Origin of the sequence: Streptomyces sp. NBC_00086, from assembly GCF_026343255.1 — a bacterium.
GTDB lineage: Bacteria > Actinomycetota > Actinomycetes > Streptomycetales > Streptomycetaceae > Streptomyces.
On the sequence record NZ_JAPELZ010000001.1, the window covers coordinates 559,095 to 572,218 of the forward strand.

Consider the following 13,124-nt stretch of genomic DNA (forward strand, 5'->3'; position numbering starts at 1 on the left):
CGCGGTGTGCTGCCGCCGCGGCGCGCGGTGCCGGTGCGGTGCCGGTGCGGTGCCGGGCAGCGCACGAAAATCCCGTGTGGGGCCGGTGGGGCCGCTGGTCTAATGCACGGATGGACGAAGACCCGAACGCCGCGACCCCGCCCCGCGACCCCTGGCTCACGTACTTCGCCGACCGCGGGCACGCGGGTGTCCGCCGCATCGGCGCCGGCTCCGAGGGCGTCGTCTACGGGCTGGGCGGGGGCCGGGCCGCCAAGGTGTGGAGCGGTCGGCCTCCGGCCGGTCTCGATCTCACCCGCCAGGTGTACGCGGACATGGCACGGCATCAGCTGCCCTTCGCCACCCCGGAGATCTTCGACGTCGAGGACCACGGGGGCGTCCTGGTCACGTACGAGCGCGAGCTGCCGGGAAACCCGATGAGGATCGACTCCGCACACGCCGACTACGAGCGCGAGCTGCCCGCCCGGCAGAGCGAAGCACTGCTTTCCGTTCTGCGCGGCCTGGCCTCCGTCCCCGGCACCGAGGCGATGCGCCGGTTGACCGTCCAGGGTGACGACCGCCCGCTGTGGCGGGATCACGACTCCTTCCGCGACGCGCTCGCGGCCTTGGTCCACCGGGCCGCGGCCCGGCACGGCGACGCCCTGGCCGCCTGCGTACCGGACTTCGAGGCGGGAGTGGAACGGACGCACGAGGCCCTGCTCTCGCTCCCCGACGCCCCGGTGACGGCCATTCACGGCGACCTCGTCCCGCCCAACATCCACACCGACGCGGCCGGCCGGCCCGTCGCGGTGCTCGACTTCGGCTTCTGCACCACCGCGGGCGACCCGGCCTTCGAGGCCGCCGTGACCGCTGCCGTCTGGGACATGTACGGGCCGCACGCCGAGGAGCACACCGCGGAACTCACCGGGCTCTTCGCCCACGAGCTCGGCTACCCGCCGGCGACCCTCACCACCTATCGGGCCGCGTACGCGCTCATGACCTACGACCTCTTCGGCCTGGACGAACGTGACGGGCACTTCCGGTGGTGCGCGCGGCAGCTGCGCCGCAACGCCGTGTTCAACGGCGCACGGACTGTCTGATCGGCAAGCAACCCGCTAGTCCTCGGACAGTTCGGGCGGCAGCGACGTCCGCAGGGCCGCGCTGAAGGCGGCCACGGCGGGGTGGGTCGCGGCGCCGCTGCGGAAGGCCACGTTGGTACGGCGCTCCATGACCAGGCGGGTGAGCGAGACGGCGGGATCCGCGTTTCCGGTGATCCCGAGCTGCGGCACCACCGCCACGCCCTGGCCGGCCGCGACCAGGGCCAGTACGGTGGCGAACTCGTCCACCTGGTGGCGGATCCTCGGCAGGAACCCGGCGTCCTCGCAGGCCCGCACCGTCATGGCGTGGCAGAGCGTGCCGGGCGTGGCGGTGATCCAGGGCGCGTCGGCATGCGTACGGAGCAACGCGCGCTGCCCGGCTCCGCCAGTGCCGGCGGCTGCGGCCGGGGCGCCCCCGGCGGCCGTTTCCGCCGCGCCTCCGGAGGCCGCGGGCGCCCCCGGTGACGGCGTCGCCAGATACATCGCCTCGCGGTAGAGCGGGTCCGTGGCGAGTCCCGGCTCCTGCGGCGCGGGAACGAAGTCGTAGGCGTGGATCAGGGCCACGTCCAGGTCCCCGGCGCGCAGTGCGTGGGCGACCGCCGCCGGGTCGGTTTCGGACACCATCGGCTCCAGTCCCGGGTGCCGGCGGGCCAGCTCGGCCAGGGCCGCCGGAACGATGGCCCGGGTCGCGGTGGGGAAGGAGCCGATCCGCAGGGCGCCGGCCAGTCCGCCGCGCGCCTCCGCGAGCTCGGCGTCGGCCCGTTCCAGCAGTTCCAGCACCGCGTCGGCGTGCCGGACCAGGTTCTGGCCGGCGGGGGTGAGCCGGACCCGGCGCCCGGTGCGCTCCAGCAGCGGCAGACCGGCCTCGCGTTCGAGGACCGAGAGCTGCTGGGACACCGCCGAAGGGCTGAAGGAGAGCGCCTCGGCGACCGCGGCGATGGTCTCCCGGCGGGCGAGTTCGCGCAGCAGGCGCAGGCGTCGTACATCGAGCATCGGATCAGCTTACGGTTCGGATAAGAAACGCGAACTGGATTCGATGCTCGGAGCGGGCCAGGCTCGACCCATGACCCAGACGCCGAGCACGGCCACGTCCTCCCCCGCCGCCCACCGCCCGTTCGCCCCGCACGGGATCCACGTACCGCTGATCACCCCCTTCACCGCCGCCGGCGAGGTCGCCGCCGAGGCTCTGGAGGCGCTCGCGCACGAGGTGCTCGACGCGGGCGCCACCGGGATCGTGGCGCTGGGCACCACCGGCGAGCCGGCCGCCCTCGACGAAGCCGAGCGCGACCTCGTCACCGACGTCTGCGCCCGGGTCTGCCGGGAGCGCGGGGCGGCGCTGACCGTGGGCGCCGGGGCGAGCGGGACCCGGGCGGCCGAGGAGTCGCTCGGCCGGCTGAAGCGGTGGCCCGAGGCGCGGGCCGCGCTGGTGAGCGTGCCCGCGTTCGTACGGCCCTCCGGCGCCGGGGTACTGGCGCACTTCGAGCGGCTGGCGCGGGTGAGCCCCGTACCGCTGATCGTGTACCACGTCCCGTACCGGACCGGGCAGCCGCTGGACGCGGCCCTGCTGCGGGAGGTCGGGGCGCTGCCCGGGGTGGCCGCGGTGAAGTACGCGGTCGGCTCGCTCGACGGGGAGGCGGTGGCACTGCTCGGTGATCTGCCGGACGGTTTCGCGGTGTTGGCGGGCGACGACACCTTCCTGTCTCCCCTCCTCGCGCTCGGCGCGGCGGGCGGGGTCCTCGCGTCGGCCCATCTCGCGACGGCCCGGTTCACCGAACTCGCGACGGCCTGGCGGGCGGGCGAAGCGGTCCGGGCGCGCACCCTGGGCCACGCGCTGGCCCGGCTCTCCGCAACCCTCTTCGCCGAACCCAACCCGTCAGTGATCAAGGGGGTGTTGTACGCGCAGGGCCGTATTCCGACCCCGGACGTACGCCTCCCCCTGCTGCCCGCGAGCACGGAAGCGGTCGCGGCGGCTCAGCGGGAACTGGCGCAGCTGCCCTGACTCGCCCACCGACCGGGGGGCTCGCCATGAGCAGCAAGGCGCCCCCCGGGCGCGGGCCCCCTTGCGCGCACCACATCGTCCGGGGCCCGCTGCCCGGGATCGCCTCCCAGGAGGTCGGCGGCGGGCACCGGTGACGGTGACGGGTGTCGTCCCCGGTCACGTGAGGGTTCCCGCAGGACGCCCGCCACCGCGTGGTGCGGTGCGCTGCGCTGCGCTGCGGTGCGGTGCGGTGCGAGGAGATCGTCTGCACCAACGGGGACCGGCCGGGATCCATCCCGCGATGGACGAGGACGACACGATCACCTTCGAGGGCCGATTGACCCGGGATGGGCGATTCGCCGCCAACGGGCGGCTCGCCCGAATCGGCCCCGGCGACGGGCGACTTGCCCGTATTGGGCCGCCGCCCGCGGGCCCGTGATGTGAGTCACGCCGACGGCGTCAACATCATTTCCCCGCACGGGGCACTTCCCTTTTCCCGGTTGGATATTCGGGAATTCCCGGAGATCTTTTCAAGGTCATCCACCGGGGCGAATGCGGGAAGTTGATCTCCAGGGCGAATTCGTGTCTTGTTCCGGCCCGCCGGACTCGCCTACGGTCGCCTCGTTCCCGGTGGTAACAGCCGAATCCGGTCGCCGCCAGGGATCTCCCGTACCCCCCAGGTGAGGAATTCCGCCATGCCCGCACACGGAAAGCACCGCCGGCCGAAGCAGCACCACGCACTCACCCGCAAGCTGGCCCTCGCCGGTACGGGCGGTGCGGCGCTGGCCCTCCCGCTGATCAGCGCGACCACGGCCGGAGCGGCGGAGGCGACCCTCGCCCCGACGACGTACTCCGTGGTCAGCGGCGACACCCTGAGCAAGATCGCGGCCGAGCACTCCATCGGCGGCGGCTGGCAGAAGCTCTACGAGGCCAACAAGGGCATCGTCGGCGCCGACCCCTCGGCCATCCGCCCGGGCCTGAAGCTGAACCTCACCGCGGCCGCCGCGCCCGTCGCGGCCAAGGCCGCCAAGGCGCCCACCGGCTACGCGAACAACCTCGACGGCTGGATCCGCGAGTCCCTCGACGTCCTGGCCCAGCACGGAATTCCCGGCAGCTACGAAGGAATTCACCGCAACATCATGCGCGAATCCTCGGGGAATCCACTGGCCATCAACAACTGGGACTCCAACGCGGCGGCCGGCATCCCCTCCAAGGGGCTCCTCCAGGTGATCGACCCGACCTTCAAGGCCTATCACGTGCCCGGCACTTCGCTGGATTCGTACGACCCGGTCGCCAACATCACGGCCGCCTGCAATTACGCGGCGGCCCGCTACGGTTCGATCGACAACGTCAACGGCCCCTACTGAGCGAGTTCGCGGCAGGCACACGGGTCGCGTCGCCTCACTCCAGCCCGTAACGCCGCGCCGACTCCTCTTCCTGCGCCAGCCGGTGCAGGGCCTTCAGTACCGGCTGGACGAGGACGACCGCGGCCACCGCCGTCTCGACCTTCTCCTCCTCGGAGGCGTACGTCTCCATGAAGTCGAGGTCGTGCACGGCCGCTCGGTGCATCAGCTCGGCGTACGGAGCCATCCGCGGGGCGTCCCACGGATAGCCGAGCCGGATGAGGGTGGACACCGCCGATACGAGCGAACGGTGGACGGGGGACAGCTCCCCCACCTCCCGGGCCGTCGACCAGCCCAGCGTCTCCAGCAGCCGGTCCACCTCGCGCCGAGCGGTGATCACCGCCGGATCCTCGCCGTCCGGCTCGGGCGCCCGGGGAAGCGCCCACAGCGCCGCGCCGATCCGCATCGTCCGCCCCAGGGACTCGTCGTCCACGTGCGCGAGCACTTCCCGGGCCGTCGCGACCGGAATCCCGCCGACCTGGATCAGCGCGCGGACCAGCCGCAGCCGCCGCAGATGCCCCTCGTCGTAGTCGGCGGTGGTCGCACTGACCCGTCGCCCCGGCGCCAGCAGCCCTTCGCGCAGGTAGTACTTGATGGTCGCCGTGGAGACGCCACTGCGCTCGCTCAACTCCGCCAGCCGCATCCCGTGGACCTTTCCTTGGAGAGCACAGCTATCCAATTGTGCACGGACGGCACGGTTGGCAGGGCCGGGACGGCGACCGTGCTCCGCCTCTCCTGCCGTCAGCTCCGGTAGACCTTCTTGACCTTGAAGTCGGTGCCGGCGAGGACGTAGCCGCCCTGTCCGTACTCGTCGTTCAGGTAGGGCCGGACCGCGGGTGCGTTCATCCAGGGCGAGACGTTGAGATAGCGGAAGCTCGGGTTGTCGACGCCGAGCTCCTTCGTCGACTGGGCCATCAGGGCGGGGAGGGCGTCCCAGTCCAGCACGGCCATGTCCATGAGCGGCGCGTCGGGCTTCACCGTGCCGGACGGTCCGGTGCGCTTGGCGACGCCGCCGCGGTACTGCCAGGAGTCGACGGTCCTGGCTCCGGGCGCGGTGGGAATGTCGGCGAGCACGTACTCGTCGTAGACCTTCATGTCGACGAAGGTGGTGGTGCCCGTCTGCTGCTTGAAGGCCTCGATGGCGGTACGGATGTTGGCCGGGTCGATCAGACTGCCCTTGGGCGGGGTGACCGGCTTCGGCGTGCTCGCCTTCGGAGTGGGCGCGGGGGTCAGGACCACGGCGGTGCCCTGGGCCGGGGAGGCCGGACCGGAAACGGACGGGGTGCCGGAGGACTTGGCGTCCCCGCTCTTGCCCGAGCCGTCGCCCGCGTTCCCGTCGGGCAGCCAGTTGACGAGGCCGACGACCCCGGCGGTCAGGACCACCGCGAGGAGTCCGGCGAGCAGGGCGGGCCGTCGGCGCCGGCGCGGGACGGGCGGCGGCGGCGGGAAGGCCACGGGGACGGTGGACGCGTACGGGTTGCCTGCGCCCGGAACGAACGGCGTCGGCATGGGCGTCGGCGACTGGACGTGCGTCGCCGGTACGGGGCCCAGGCCGAGACCGGCGGCCGGGGTCGCCGGTCCGAAGCTCCCGAGGGCGGTCGGCGGTACCACCGGGGCCGCGCCTCCGAGAGCACTGCTCGCACCGCGGAGCAGCGCTTCCAGCTCCTCGGCGTCGGGCCGCACGGCCAGGTCCCGTACCAGCAGCCGTTCCAGTACGGGTCCCAGCGGGCCGGACCGGACCGGCGCGGGGATCGGCTCGTCGAGCACCGCGACCACGGTGGCCAGGCTGGTGGCCCGGCGCAGCGGGTGCACCCCCTCGGCGGCCACGTACAGCAGCATCCCCAGGGACCACAGGTCGGAGGCGGCCAGCCCCTCCGCGCCGCGCGCCCGCTCGGGCGCTATGTATTCCGGCGACCCGATCAGGGCTCCGGTCGAGGTCAGCCCGGTCGCGCCGTGCAGGGCGGCGATCCCGAAGTCGGTGAGCACCGCGGAGCCGCCCGGCCGCAGGAGCACGTTGGCCGGTTTCACGTCACGGTGCAGCACGCCCTCCGCGTGCGCGGCGCGCAGCGCGGAGAGCAGGTCGAGCCCGAGGCGCAGCACGTCCGCCACCGGCATCGGCCCGCCCTCCAGGCGGTCGGCCAGGGAACCGCCCCTGACCAGCTCCATCACGATCCACGGATGGCCGTCGGAGCCGGGCTCGGGCTCCACGATGTGGTGGATGGTGACCACGTTCGGGTGGGCGAGCCGGGCGAGGGCCCGGGCCTCGCGGACGGCGCGTTCGCGCAGTTGGACGACGAGCCCGGGCTGGGCGGCGGCGGTCGCCGGGTCCGGCGGCCGCACCTCCTTGAGTGCGACCTCCCGGTCCAGCGCGATGTCGCGGGCGAGCCACACCGTCCCCATCCCGCCACTGCCCAGGGGACGGGCGAGTTCGAATCGCCCGTCGATCAACCGTCTGCCGGCCTCACTGCTGTCCATGGCCGGTCATCGTAGGCGCCGCCACCGACGCCGGTGCACCCGTACCGGGACGTGGACAACACGAACCCCGGCCCGCGTGCCGGGCACGGCCCCGGGCCGGGGCGCGTGGCCGGCACGCGGCGTGGGTAGTGTGCCTGCCCGATGTCCCCGAGGGGCCGAGGCCCGGACGGAGGTGGAACGGGGTCCGAGTGGCTCCCGCCCGCCGAGTACGTCAAGACCATCCCCCGGGCGACCGCTTACGCCTGCCTCTACTTCACCGACCCCAACGGCCGCCCGGTACAGCTGCGTGCGACGTACGCCACGGAGACCTGGCAGTGGCCGGGCGGGAACATGGACCACGGCGAGACGCCCTGGGAGTGCGCGCTCCGGGAGTGCCTGGAGGAGACGGGCATCGCCTTCGGGGGCGAGCGCAAGCTGTTGGGCACGCAGTTCCTCGCCCACCGGGGCGAGTCCTGGCCCGCGAACCACATCGGCTTCATCTTCGACGGCGGCACCCTCACCGAGGACCAGATCGCCGCCATCGTCCTCGACCCCGAGGAACACAGCGAGGTACGGGTGCACTCGGTGCGGGAGTGGGAGGCCCTCATGACCCCGTCGAACTTCGCCCGCCTACGGGAGATCGACGCGGCCCGCCGTACCGGCACGGTGGCCTACATGGAGGTCTGACCCACGGCCCCCTGCCCCCTGCCCACGGCCCGCCGGCCCGGCGGTCAGTTTCGGGAGTTGCCGAAGAGGAGGCGGTAGGCGATCAGGAGGACCAGGGAGCCCGCGATGGCGGAGCCCCAGGTGGCGAGGTCGAAGAAGTCGTTCTGGATCGACCGGTCCAGGAACTTCGCCGAGAGCCAGCCGCCGGTGAAGGCGCCGGCGATGCCGATGAGGGTGGTGCCGATCAGACCGCCCGGGTCACGGCCGGGCAGCAGGACCTTGGCGATCCCGCCCGCCAGCAGTCCGAGGATGATCCAGCCGATGATGCCCATGCCCGTTCACTCCGCTTCGATGTGCGCGCGTCTTCGTGCGCGCGACGTCCGTTCAAGTCTCACAGGAGGAGACGCGTGAACAGGCGAAACGGTTCTCAGCCATGCCGCCGGGGCACGGGGGCGGACCGGAGGGCGGCCGCCATCGCCAAGCCCAGCAGCCCCGCTCCCGCCACGCCCGCCGCCAGGAATCCGCCCCGGGAGCGCCGGGACAGCACCGACCACGTCGACTGGGCGGAGGCGAACGAGCCCGCGCTCAGCACGGATCCCACCGAGGCGGCCGACAGCGCCGAGCCGATCGAGCCGACCGACAGCACGCTGCCGACCGATCCGATCGACAGGATCGATCCCACCGAACCGATGGACAGGATCGAGCCCTTGGAGCGGAGCGAGAGGAACGAACCGTCGTCGGCAGCCATGCGGCTCATGCTGCCACACCGGCCATCGGCGCGGCCTGGGGCGCGGCGACCACCGTCTGCTGCGGGGTCCGGGTGAGCAGCAGCACGCCCCGGGCCGCCGCGAGCGCTCCCGCCACTGCCAACAGGACTCCGAGGGCACCGCCTTGGATGCGTTCGCCGAGGAGGATCATCCCGATCGCGGCCGCGGCCAGCGGGTTGGTCAGGTTGACCACCGCGAGCGGGGCGCCCAGCCCGCCCCGGTAGGCCCGCTGGGACAGGAGCATCCCGCCGACCGCGAAGACCACCACGAGCAGGGCCACCGACACGACCCGGACGCTGAGCAGGGAGCCGCCGCGGCCACCCGCCACGGCGACGGTCTGGGTCAGGGCGGAGGCGGCCGCGGAGGCCAGCCCGGACGCCGTCGCGTGGCGCAGCCCCGAGCGGGTGTCGGTCCGTACCGTCAGCAGCATGATCACCGCGGCCGTGGCTCCGGAGACGGCGAGCGCCTCGGCCAGGGTCAGGGTCTCGTCGGGGGACGGGCCGGAGGCGGGCAGCAGGAGCAGGCCGAGGCCGACCACGGTGGCCAGGGTGCCGCGCCACTCGCTGGCCACGACCCGCCGCCCGGCGCCGCGGGCGCCCAGCGGTACGGCGGCGACGAGGGTGAGCGCGCCGAGCGGCTGGACCAGCGTGAGCGGCCCGTACCGCAGTGCGGCGGCGTGCAGGAGCGCGGCGGCGGCGTTCAGGCCCGCCGACCACCACCAGGCGCCGTTGCCGAGCAGGGCCGCGGTGCTGCGGGCGACCGCGCGGCGGGCGAGGCGTTCCTGGGCGACGGCGGCGGCCGCGTAGGTGACGGCCGCGGCGAGGCAGAGCAGGACGGCGAGGAGCGTGGAGTTCACCGGACCGCTCCTACGGGCGCCATGGGATCCGTGGCTGCCGCACCGGCGCCCGCCCCCGGACCCGCACCCGCCTGCCGTGGCACCGGCAGCGCGGGCCGGCCCGGCACGCTCCGCCGGGCGACGAGCGAGCGGCCGGCCGGGCGCGGGACCAGCAGCAGGGCGGCCCCGAGCAGCAGCGTGGCCACGATGGCGTCGAGCCAGTAGTGGTTGGCCGTGCCGACGACCACGAGCAGGGTCACCAGCGGGTGCAGCAGCCACAGGGCGCGCCACCGCGAGGAGGTCGCCGCGATCATGCCCAGAGCCAGCATCAGCGCCCAGCCGAAGTGCAGGGAGGGCATCGCGGCGAACTGGTTGGCCATGGTGTCGGCGGCGGGCGCGGCCCCGTAGACGGTCGGTCCGTAGACCTGACCGGTGTCGACCAGGTGGGCCGCGCCCAGCATCCGCGGGGGTGCGAGGGGGAAGGCCAGGTGGATGACGAGGGCGGCGCCGGTCAGGACGGCCAGGACCCGGCGGGTCCAGAGGTAGTGCGCGGGGCGGCGCAGGTAGAGCCAGACGAGGAAGAGCACCGTGGCGGGGAAGTGCACGGCCGCGTAGTAGGTGTTCGCGGTGTGCACGAGGGCGTCGCTGTGCAGGAGCAGTCGCTGGACCAGGCCTTCGCCGGGCAGGTGCAGGGTGCGTTCGGCGTCCCAGACCCGGGCGGCGTTGCGGAAGGCCTCCTCCGTGCGGCCGGTGGCGAGCGTACGGCCGAACTTGTAGACGGCGAAGAGGCCCACGACGAGCAGGAGCTCGCGTATGAGGCGGCGGCGGGGGCCCGGCCCCGCGCCGGCCCCGGCGGGTGTGGTGTGGGAGGTCATCCCCCGGTCTCGCTTCCTGTACAGCTGCACGGCTCTCAATCGACACACCAGTGTATCGATACATTCTCGTATCGATACGAGTGTGTACCGATACGCTCGCGTTCCCGTAGACTTTCACTAGAGACCGCTGCGGCGCGACCGAAATATCGCGGCGCGGCACCACCTGGCACGCAGCATCGAGGAGAGCCGCCCCATGACGTCGCCGACGCCGGAAGCCGCACCGGCCCCCGCGCGCCGCTCCAAGATCACACCGGAGCGGGAGCAGCAGCTCTACGACGCCGTCCTGGACCAATTGCGCGAGGACGGCTACGAGGCGCTGACCATGGAGAAGATCGCCGCCCGGGCCACCTGTGGAAAGTCCACGCTCTACCGGCAGTGGAAGACCAAACCGCAGCTCGTCGCCGCCGCCCTGCGCGCGGACCGGCGCGGGACCCTCGCCGCGGTGGACACCGGGACCCTGGCGGGCGACCTGCGCGAGGCGGCCCGGCTCGCCGCCTGCACTTCGGGGCGCGACACCCGGCTCACGCAGGCCCTCGGGCACGCGGTGCTGAGCGACGAGGAGCTGAAGGCCGCCCTGCGCGAGGCCCTGGTGGAGCCGGAGCTGGCGGCGTTCGACTCCATCGTGGCGCGGGCCGTGGCGCGGGGCGAGCTCGCCCCCGGGCACCCGGCCGTGGAGTTCTTGCCGGCGCAGCTGATGGGCGTACTGCGCATCCGGCCCGTGCTGGAGGGGCGCTACGCCGACGCCGAGTACCTCGTACGGTTCGTCGACGCCTGCCTGCTGCCGGTGCTGGGCGCGACCCCGCCCGGGGCGGACCGGGCTCCCCGCAGCCAGGCCCCCTGAACCAGCGGACCGCCGTCCCCGATGACCGGGCGGCGACCCGCTCGCGCTGCCTCGTGGGGACGGTGGCAGCGCGGCTCCCGGACCGGACGGCGGGCACTCCCTCGCGGAGTGGCCGCCGACCGGTCCGTGCGGCCATCCCGCGGGGTGGCCGGCCGGCTCAGCTCCGGGCCGCGCCCATCGCCCGCGCGAACTCCTCCGGGTCGGCGTCGAAGCCCCGCAGGACGGGGTCGATCGACCAGACCCCGGCGTCGTCGCGGGTGAACTCGGCCACCGTGACCGCGCTCGCCGCACCGAAGCCCGTGAGGTCGTCCACGGCGAGATCGGTGTAGCCCTCCCGGATGCGCAGTCCCTTTCCCGCGACGTCGGCGAAGGTCAGCGCCCGGCCGCCGCCCGGCCGCTGGATCACCACCCCCACCACGACCCGGGTCAACGCGTCGGCGATCCGGTTGAGTTCGAGGGTCATCACCTCGTCGAAGCCCAGCCCCAGCCCGGTCCGGCTGTCCCGGTTCAGCGTGATGGTGCCGTCGGGCGAACGGCTGCCGAAGTGCACCAGGTGGACGGGCTCCCCGTACGGGTCCGCGGCGGCGTACACCGCCGCCAGCAGGTCGAGGTCGTGGACGGGCGCTCCCGCCGGGCTGGGATCCCACCGCAGCGCGATCTCCACCTTGGCCAGGCCCTTGCGTACTCCACTCACCGAACTCCCCCTCCGAACACCGTGCGTTGCCCTCCCATGCTGTCACGGGCACCGCCCCGGGGCTCGAACGACCGTACGTTCCCGGCCAGTCCCGGGGCGGGGCGAATGCCTGTCGTCACACTCCCGTCGCCGACCGAGGCGGACGGGAGCCTGACGACAGACCCTGGGGCGGCGCCGGCTACCAGTCGCCGTCCTGTACGGGCTTGCCCGGCCGGGGCGCGTTGCCCAGGGGCGCGATCTGACCGGGGGCGGGTTCCGCCCACGGAGCCTCGTCGGCGCCGAGCCATTCGCCCACGGGCTGCACCTTGCCGAGGGTGCCGGAGGCGGCGAGGTCGGCCCCGTCCTCGTCGTAGTAGTCGAACCACGGCAGCCCGGCCTTGGTGTAGGCGGCCCGGTCCACCGGCGAGGGCGGCGGCTCCTCCCCGGTGATCCGGCGCCACTCGGGCGGGGTCACCAGGTGGACGAAGACCCGCGCGGCCGGCTCGGCCGCCCAGTCCTTCGCCTTGCGGTCGTCGCGGTACACCTCCTGCCGCATGGAGCCGCCGACGCCGAGGCCCATCGCCGGAGCCGCCTGCGGGGCGGGCCGGCCGCCCGCGCGCCGCAGCGGGCCCGCGGCCGAAGCCGCGGGCGGGGCCGCCGGCGCCCCGGGAGGCCCGCCCGGCGCCGGGGCCGCCATCGGCGCGGGCATCGCCATCTGCGTCCCCGGGAGGCCTGCGTAACCGCCTCCGTAACCGCCCGCGGGGCCGCCCGGCGGCAGGATCCCGTACGGAACGGCGCCGGTCGGGGCCGCCCCGGCCGTGCGCGCCCGCTCCCGCTCCTCCTCCCGCCACCTCGCCAGCGCCTTCGCTCCGAGCGGGAAGGCCTGGAGCTGCACGCCGCCCGCGGTCTCCTCGCCGGTGACCTGGCCCTCCACGGTGGCCCCGAGCCCCAGCGGGACGGCGACGAACTGGCGGACCGTACCCGTGCCCGAATTGATCCCGTCCAGCCACGGCTGGCGCGGCAGCACGAGGTAGTTCTGCGGCCGGCGCCCGAGCGTGCCCGTCCACCGCTCACCGGAGACGGCGCACACCTTGCCGACCCCGACCTGGAGCGCGGTGGGCTCCCGGGTGCCGCCGAAGCTGAGCCACATCGCCTCGCGCAGGTAGACGGGGAGCATCACCCCGCCCTTGGCGAGCCAGTCCGCCGGAACCGTGTCCGGATAGTCCTCCACCCGCCGCAGCGGAAACTCCCCCAGCCCCGGGGGCAGATTGTGCGTACCGGTCTCCGGGAGCCGCAGCGTCCGCATGAAACGGACCTGCGCCCCCTCGCCCAGCAGCAGTGCGTTCCCCTCGACCCGTACCCCGCCCTTGGCCACCTGACCGGCTCCTCTCCCGTTCAATGCCGGATCCACCGCAGGATCTGCCGCCGTTCCGGATCGTTACCCTCAAGATTTGCTCAGATGTCGTGACACTGCGCCCGACGAGTTCCTAGCTTCCTCATATACGCGCCCACCAGCCTCCGCGGTTCCCCGCGCCCCGGGCCGGTCCCGGTGCTCTCCG

At 73.7% G+C, this 13,124-nt stretch carries 14 protein-coding genes; 5 read left to right on the forward strand and 9 right to left on the reverse strand.

Features of this window, described 5'->3' with window-relative positions; genetic code table 11:
* The first annotated feature begins 110 nt into the window (after positions 1-110).
* Positions 111-1,076, forward strand: a complete 966-nt coding sequence (locus OG276_RS02465) for an aminoglycoside phosphotransferase family protein (RefSeq protein ID WP_266902232.1) — start codon at positions 111-113, stop codon at positions 1,074-1,076.
* A 15-nt stretch (positions 1,077-1,091) separates the two neighbouring features.
* Here the strand turns inward: OG276_RS02465 and OG276_RS02470 are convergent, their stop codons facing one another.
* A complete protein-coding gene (locus OG276_RS02470) occupies positions 1,092-2,066 on the reverse strand; it encodes a LysR family transcriptional regulator (RefSeq protein ID WP_266902233.1) in 975 nt (324 codons plus the stop codon).
* A gap of 70 nt (positions 2,067-2,136) precedes the next feature.
* Here OG276_RS02470 and OG276_RS02475 point away from each other — a divergent pair, with 70 nt between their 5' ends.
* Together OG276_RS02475 and OG276_RS02480 are read left to right on the forward strand one after the other, a co-directional pair.
* Complete coding sequence (locus tag OG276_RS02475; protein WP_266902234.1) at positions 2,137-3,072, forward strand: dihydrodipicolinate synthase family protein; 936 nt, start codon at positions 2,137-2,139, stop codon at positions 3,070-3,072.
* 674 nt (positions 3,073-3,746) lie between these two features.
* A complete protein-coding gene (locus OG276_RS02480; protein ID WP_266902236.1) occupies positions 3,747-4,418 on the forward strand; it encodes a LysM peptidoglycan-binding domain-containing protein in 672 nt (223 codons plus the stop codon).
* Between the two features lie 34 nt (positions 4,419-4,452).
* On the opposite strand, the gene OG276_RS02485 is transcribed toward OG276_RS02480, so the two are convergent.
* Together OG276_RS02485 and OG276_RS02490 are read right to left on the reverse strand one after the other, a co-directional pair.
* The gene (locus tag OG276_RS02485) at positions 4,453-5,097 is read right to left on the reverse strand and encodes a MerR family transcriptional regulator (RefSeq protein ID WP_266902238.1); all 645 of its coding nucleotides are present in this window, start codon (positions 5,095-5,097) and stop codon (positions 4,453-4,455) included.
* 98 nt (positions 5,098-5,195) lie between these two features.
* Positions 5,196-6,929, reverse strand: coding sequence for a serine/threonine-protein kinase (locus OG276_RS02490; protein ID WP_266902240.1), 1,734 nt, complete (start codon positions 6,927-6,929; stop codon positions 5,196-5,198).
* Positions 6,930-7,070: 141 nt separating this feature from the next.
* Between OG276_RS02490 and OG276_RS02495 the strand changes: the two genes are divergently transcribed.
* Entirely contained in the window at positions 7,071-7,595 is a 525-nt protein-coding gene (locus OG276_RS02495; RefSeq protein WP_266902242.1) for an NUDIX domain-containing protein, read from the forward strand.
* 44 nt (positions 7,596-7,639) lie between these two features.
* On the opposite strand, the gene OG276_RS02500 is transcribed toward OG276_RS02495, so the two are convergent.
* From OG276_RS02500 to OG276_RS02515, 4 genes are all read right to left on the reverse strand, one after another.
* Complete coding sequence (locus tag OG276_RS02500; RefSeq protein WP_266902244.1) at positions 7,640-7,906, reverse strand: GlsB/YeaQ/YmgE family stress response membrane protein; 267 nt, start codon at positions 7,904-7,906, stop codon at positions 7,640-7,642.
* 95 nt (positions 7,907-8,001) lie between these two features.
* Positions 8,002-8,331, reverse strand: a complete 330-nt coding sequence (locus OG276_RS02505) for a hypothetical protein (RefSeq protein ID WP_266902246.1) — start codon at positions 8,329-8,331, stop codon at positions 8,002-8,004.
* On the reverse strand, positions 8,328-9,197 hold the full coding sequence (locus tag OG276_RS02510; protein WP_266902248.1) for a hypothetical protein: 870 nt from the start codon (positions 9,195-9,197) through the stop codon (positions 8,328-8,330). Before OG276_RS02510 ends, OG276_RS02505 begins: the two co-directional genes overlap by 4 nt.
* Complete coding sequence (locus OG276_RS02515; RefSeq protein WP_266902250.1) at positions 9,194-10,051, reverse strand: phosphatase PAP2 family protein; 858 nt, start codon at positions 10,049-10,051, stop codon at positions 9,194-9,196. Before OG276_RS02515 ends, OG276_RS02510 begins: the two co-directional genes overlap by 4 nt.
* Positions 10,052-10,244: 193 nt before the next feature.
* Between OG276_RS02515 and OG276_RS02520 the strand changes: the two genes are divergently transcribed.
* Entirely contained in the window at positions 10,245-10,892 is a 648-nt protein-coding gene (locus tag OG276_RS02520) for a TetR/AcrR family transcriptional regulator (RefSeq protein ID WP_266902252.1), read from the forward strand.
* Positions 10,893-11,049: 157 nt separating this feature from the next.
* On the opposite strand, the gene OG276_RS02525 is transcribed toward OG276_RS02520, so the two are convergent.
* Both OG276_RS02525 and OG276_RS02530 read right to left on the reverse strand, forming a co-directional pair.
* Positions 11,050-11,586, reverse strand: coding sequence for a TerD family protein (locus OG276_RS02525; protein WP_266902254.1), 537 nt, complete (start codon positions 11,584-11,586; stop codon positions 11,050-11,052).
* Between the two features lie 178 nt (positions 11,587-11,764).
* The gene (locus OG276_RS02530; protein ID WP_266902256.1) at positions 11,765-12,940 is read right to left on the reverse strand and encodes a hypothetical protein; all 1,176 of its coding nucleotides are present in this window, start codon (positions 12,938-12,940) and stop codon (positions 11,765-11,767) included.
* Positions 12,941-13,124 lie beyond the last annotated feature (184 nt).

Coding starts and splice junctions, on each gene's coding strand:
- OG276_RS02465 (WP_266902232.1), top strand. CDS start 111: ATGGACGAAGACCCGAACGCCGCGACCCCGCCCCGCGACCCCTGGCTC.
- OG276_RS02470 (WP_266902233.1), bottom strand. CDS start 2,066: ATGCTCGATGTACGACGCCTGCGCCTGCTGCGCGAACTCGCCCGCCGG.
- OG276_RS02475 (WP_266902234.1), top strand. CDS start 2,137: ATGACCCAGACGCCGAGCACGGCCACGTCCTCCCCCGCCGCCCACCGC.
- OG276_RS02480 (WP_266902236.1), top strand. CDS start 3,747: ATGCCCGCACACGGAAAGCACCGCCGGCCGAAGCAGCACCACGCACTC.
- OG276_RS02485 (WP_266902238.1), bottom strand. CDS start 5,097: ATGCGGCTGGCGGAGTTGAGCGAGCGCAGTGGCGTCTCCACGGCGACC.
- OG276_RS02490 (WP_266902240.1), bottom strand. CDS start 6,929: ATGGACAGCAGTGAGGCCGGCAGACGGTTGATCGACGGGCGATTCGAA.
- OG276_RS02495 (WP_266902242.1), top strand. CDS start 7,071: ATGTCCCCGAGGGGCCGAGGCCCGGACGGAGGTGGAACGGGGTCCGAG.
- OG276_RS02500 (WP_266902244.1), bottom strand. CDS start 7,906: ATGGGCATCATCGGCTGGATCATCCTCGGACTGCTGGCGGGCGGGATC.
- OG276_RS02505 (WP_266902246.1), bottom strand. CDS start 8,331: ATGAGCCGCATGGCTGCCGACGACGGTTCGTTCCTCTCGCTCCGCTCC.
- OG276_RS02515 (WP_266902250.1), bottom strand. CDS start 10,051: ATGACCTCCCACACCACACCCGCCGGGGCCGGCGCGGGGCCGGGCCCC.
- OG276_RS02520 (WP_266902252.1), top strand. CDS start 10,245: ATGACGTCGCCGACGCCGGAAGCCGCACCGGCCCCCGCGCGCCGCTCC.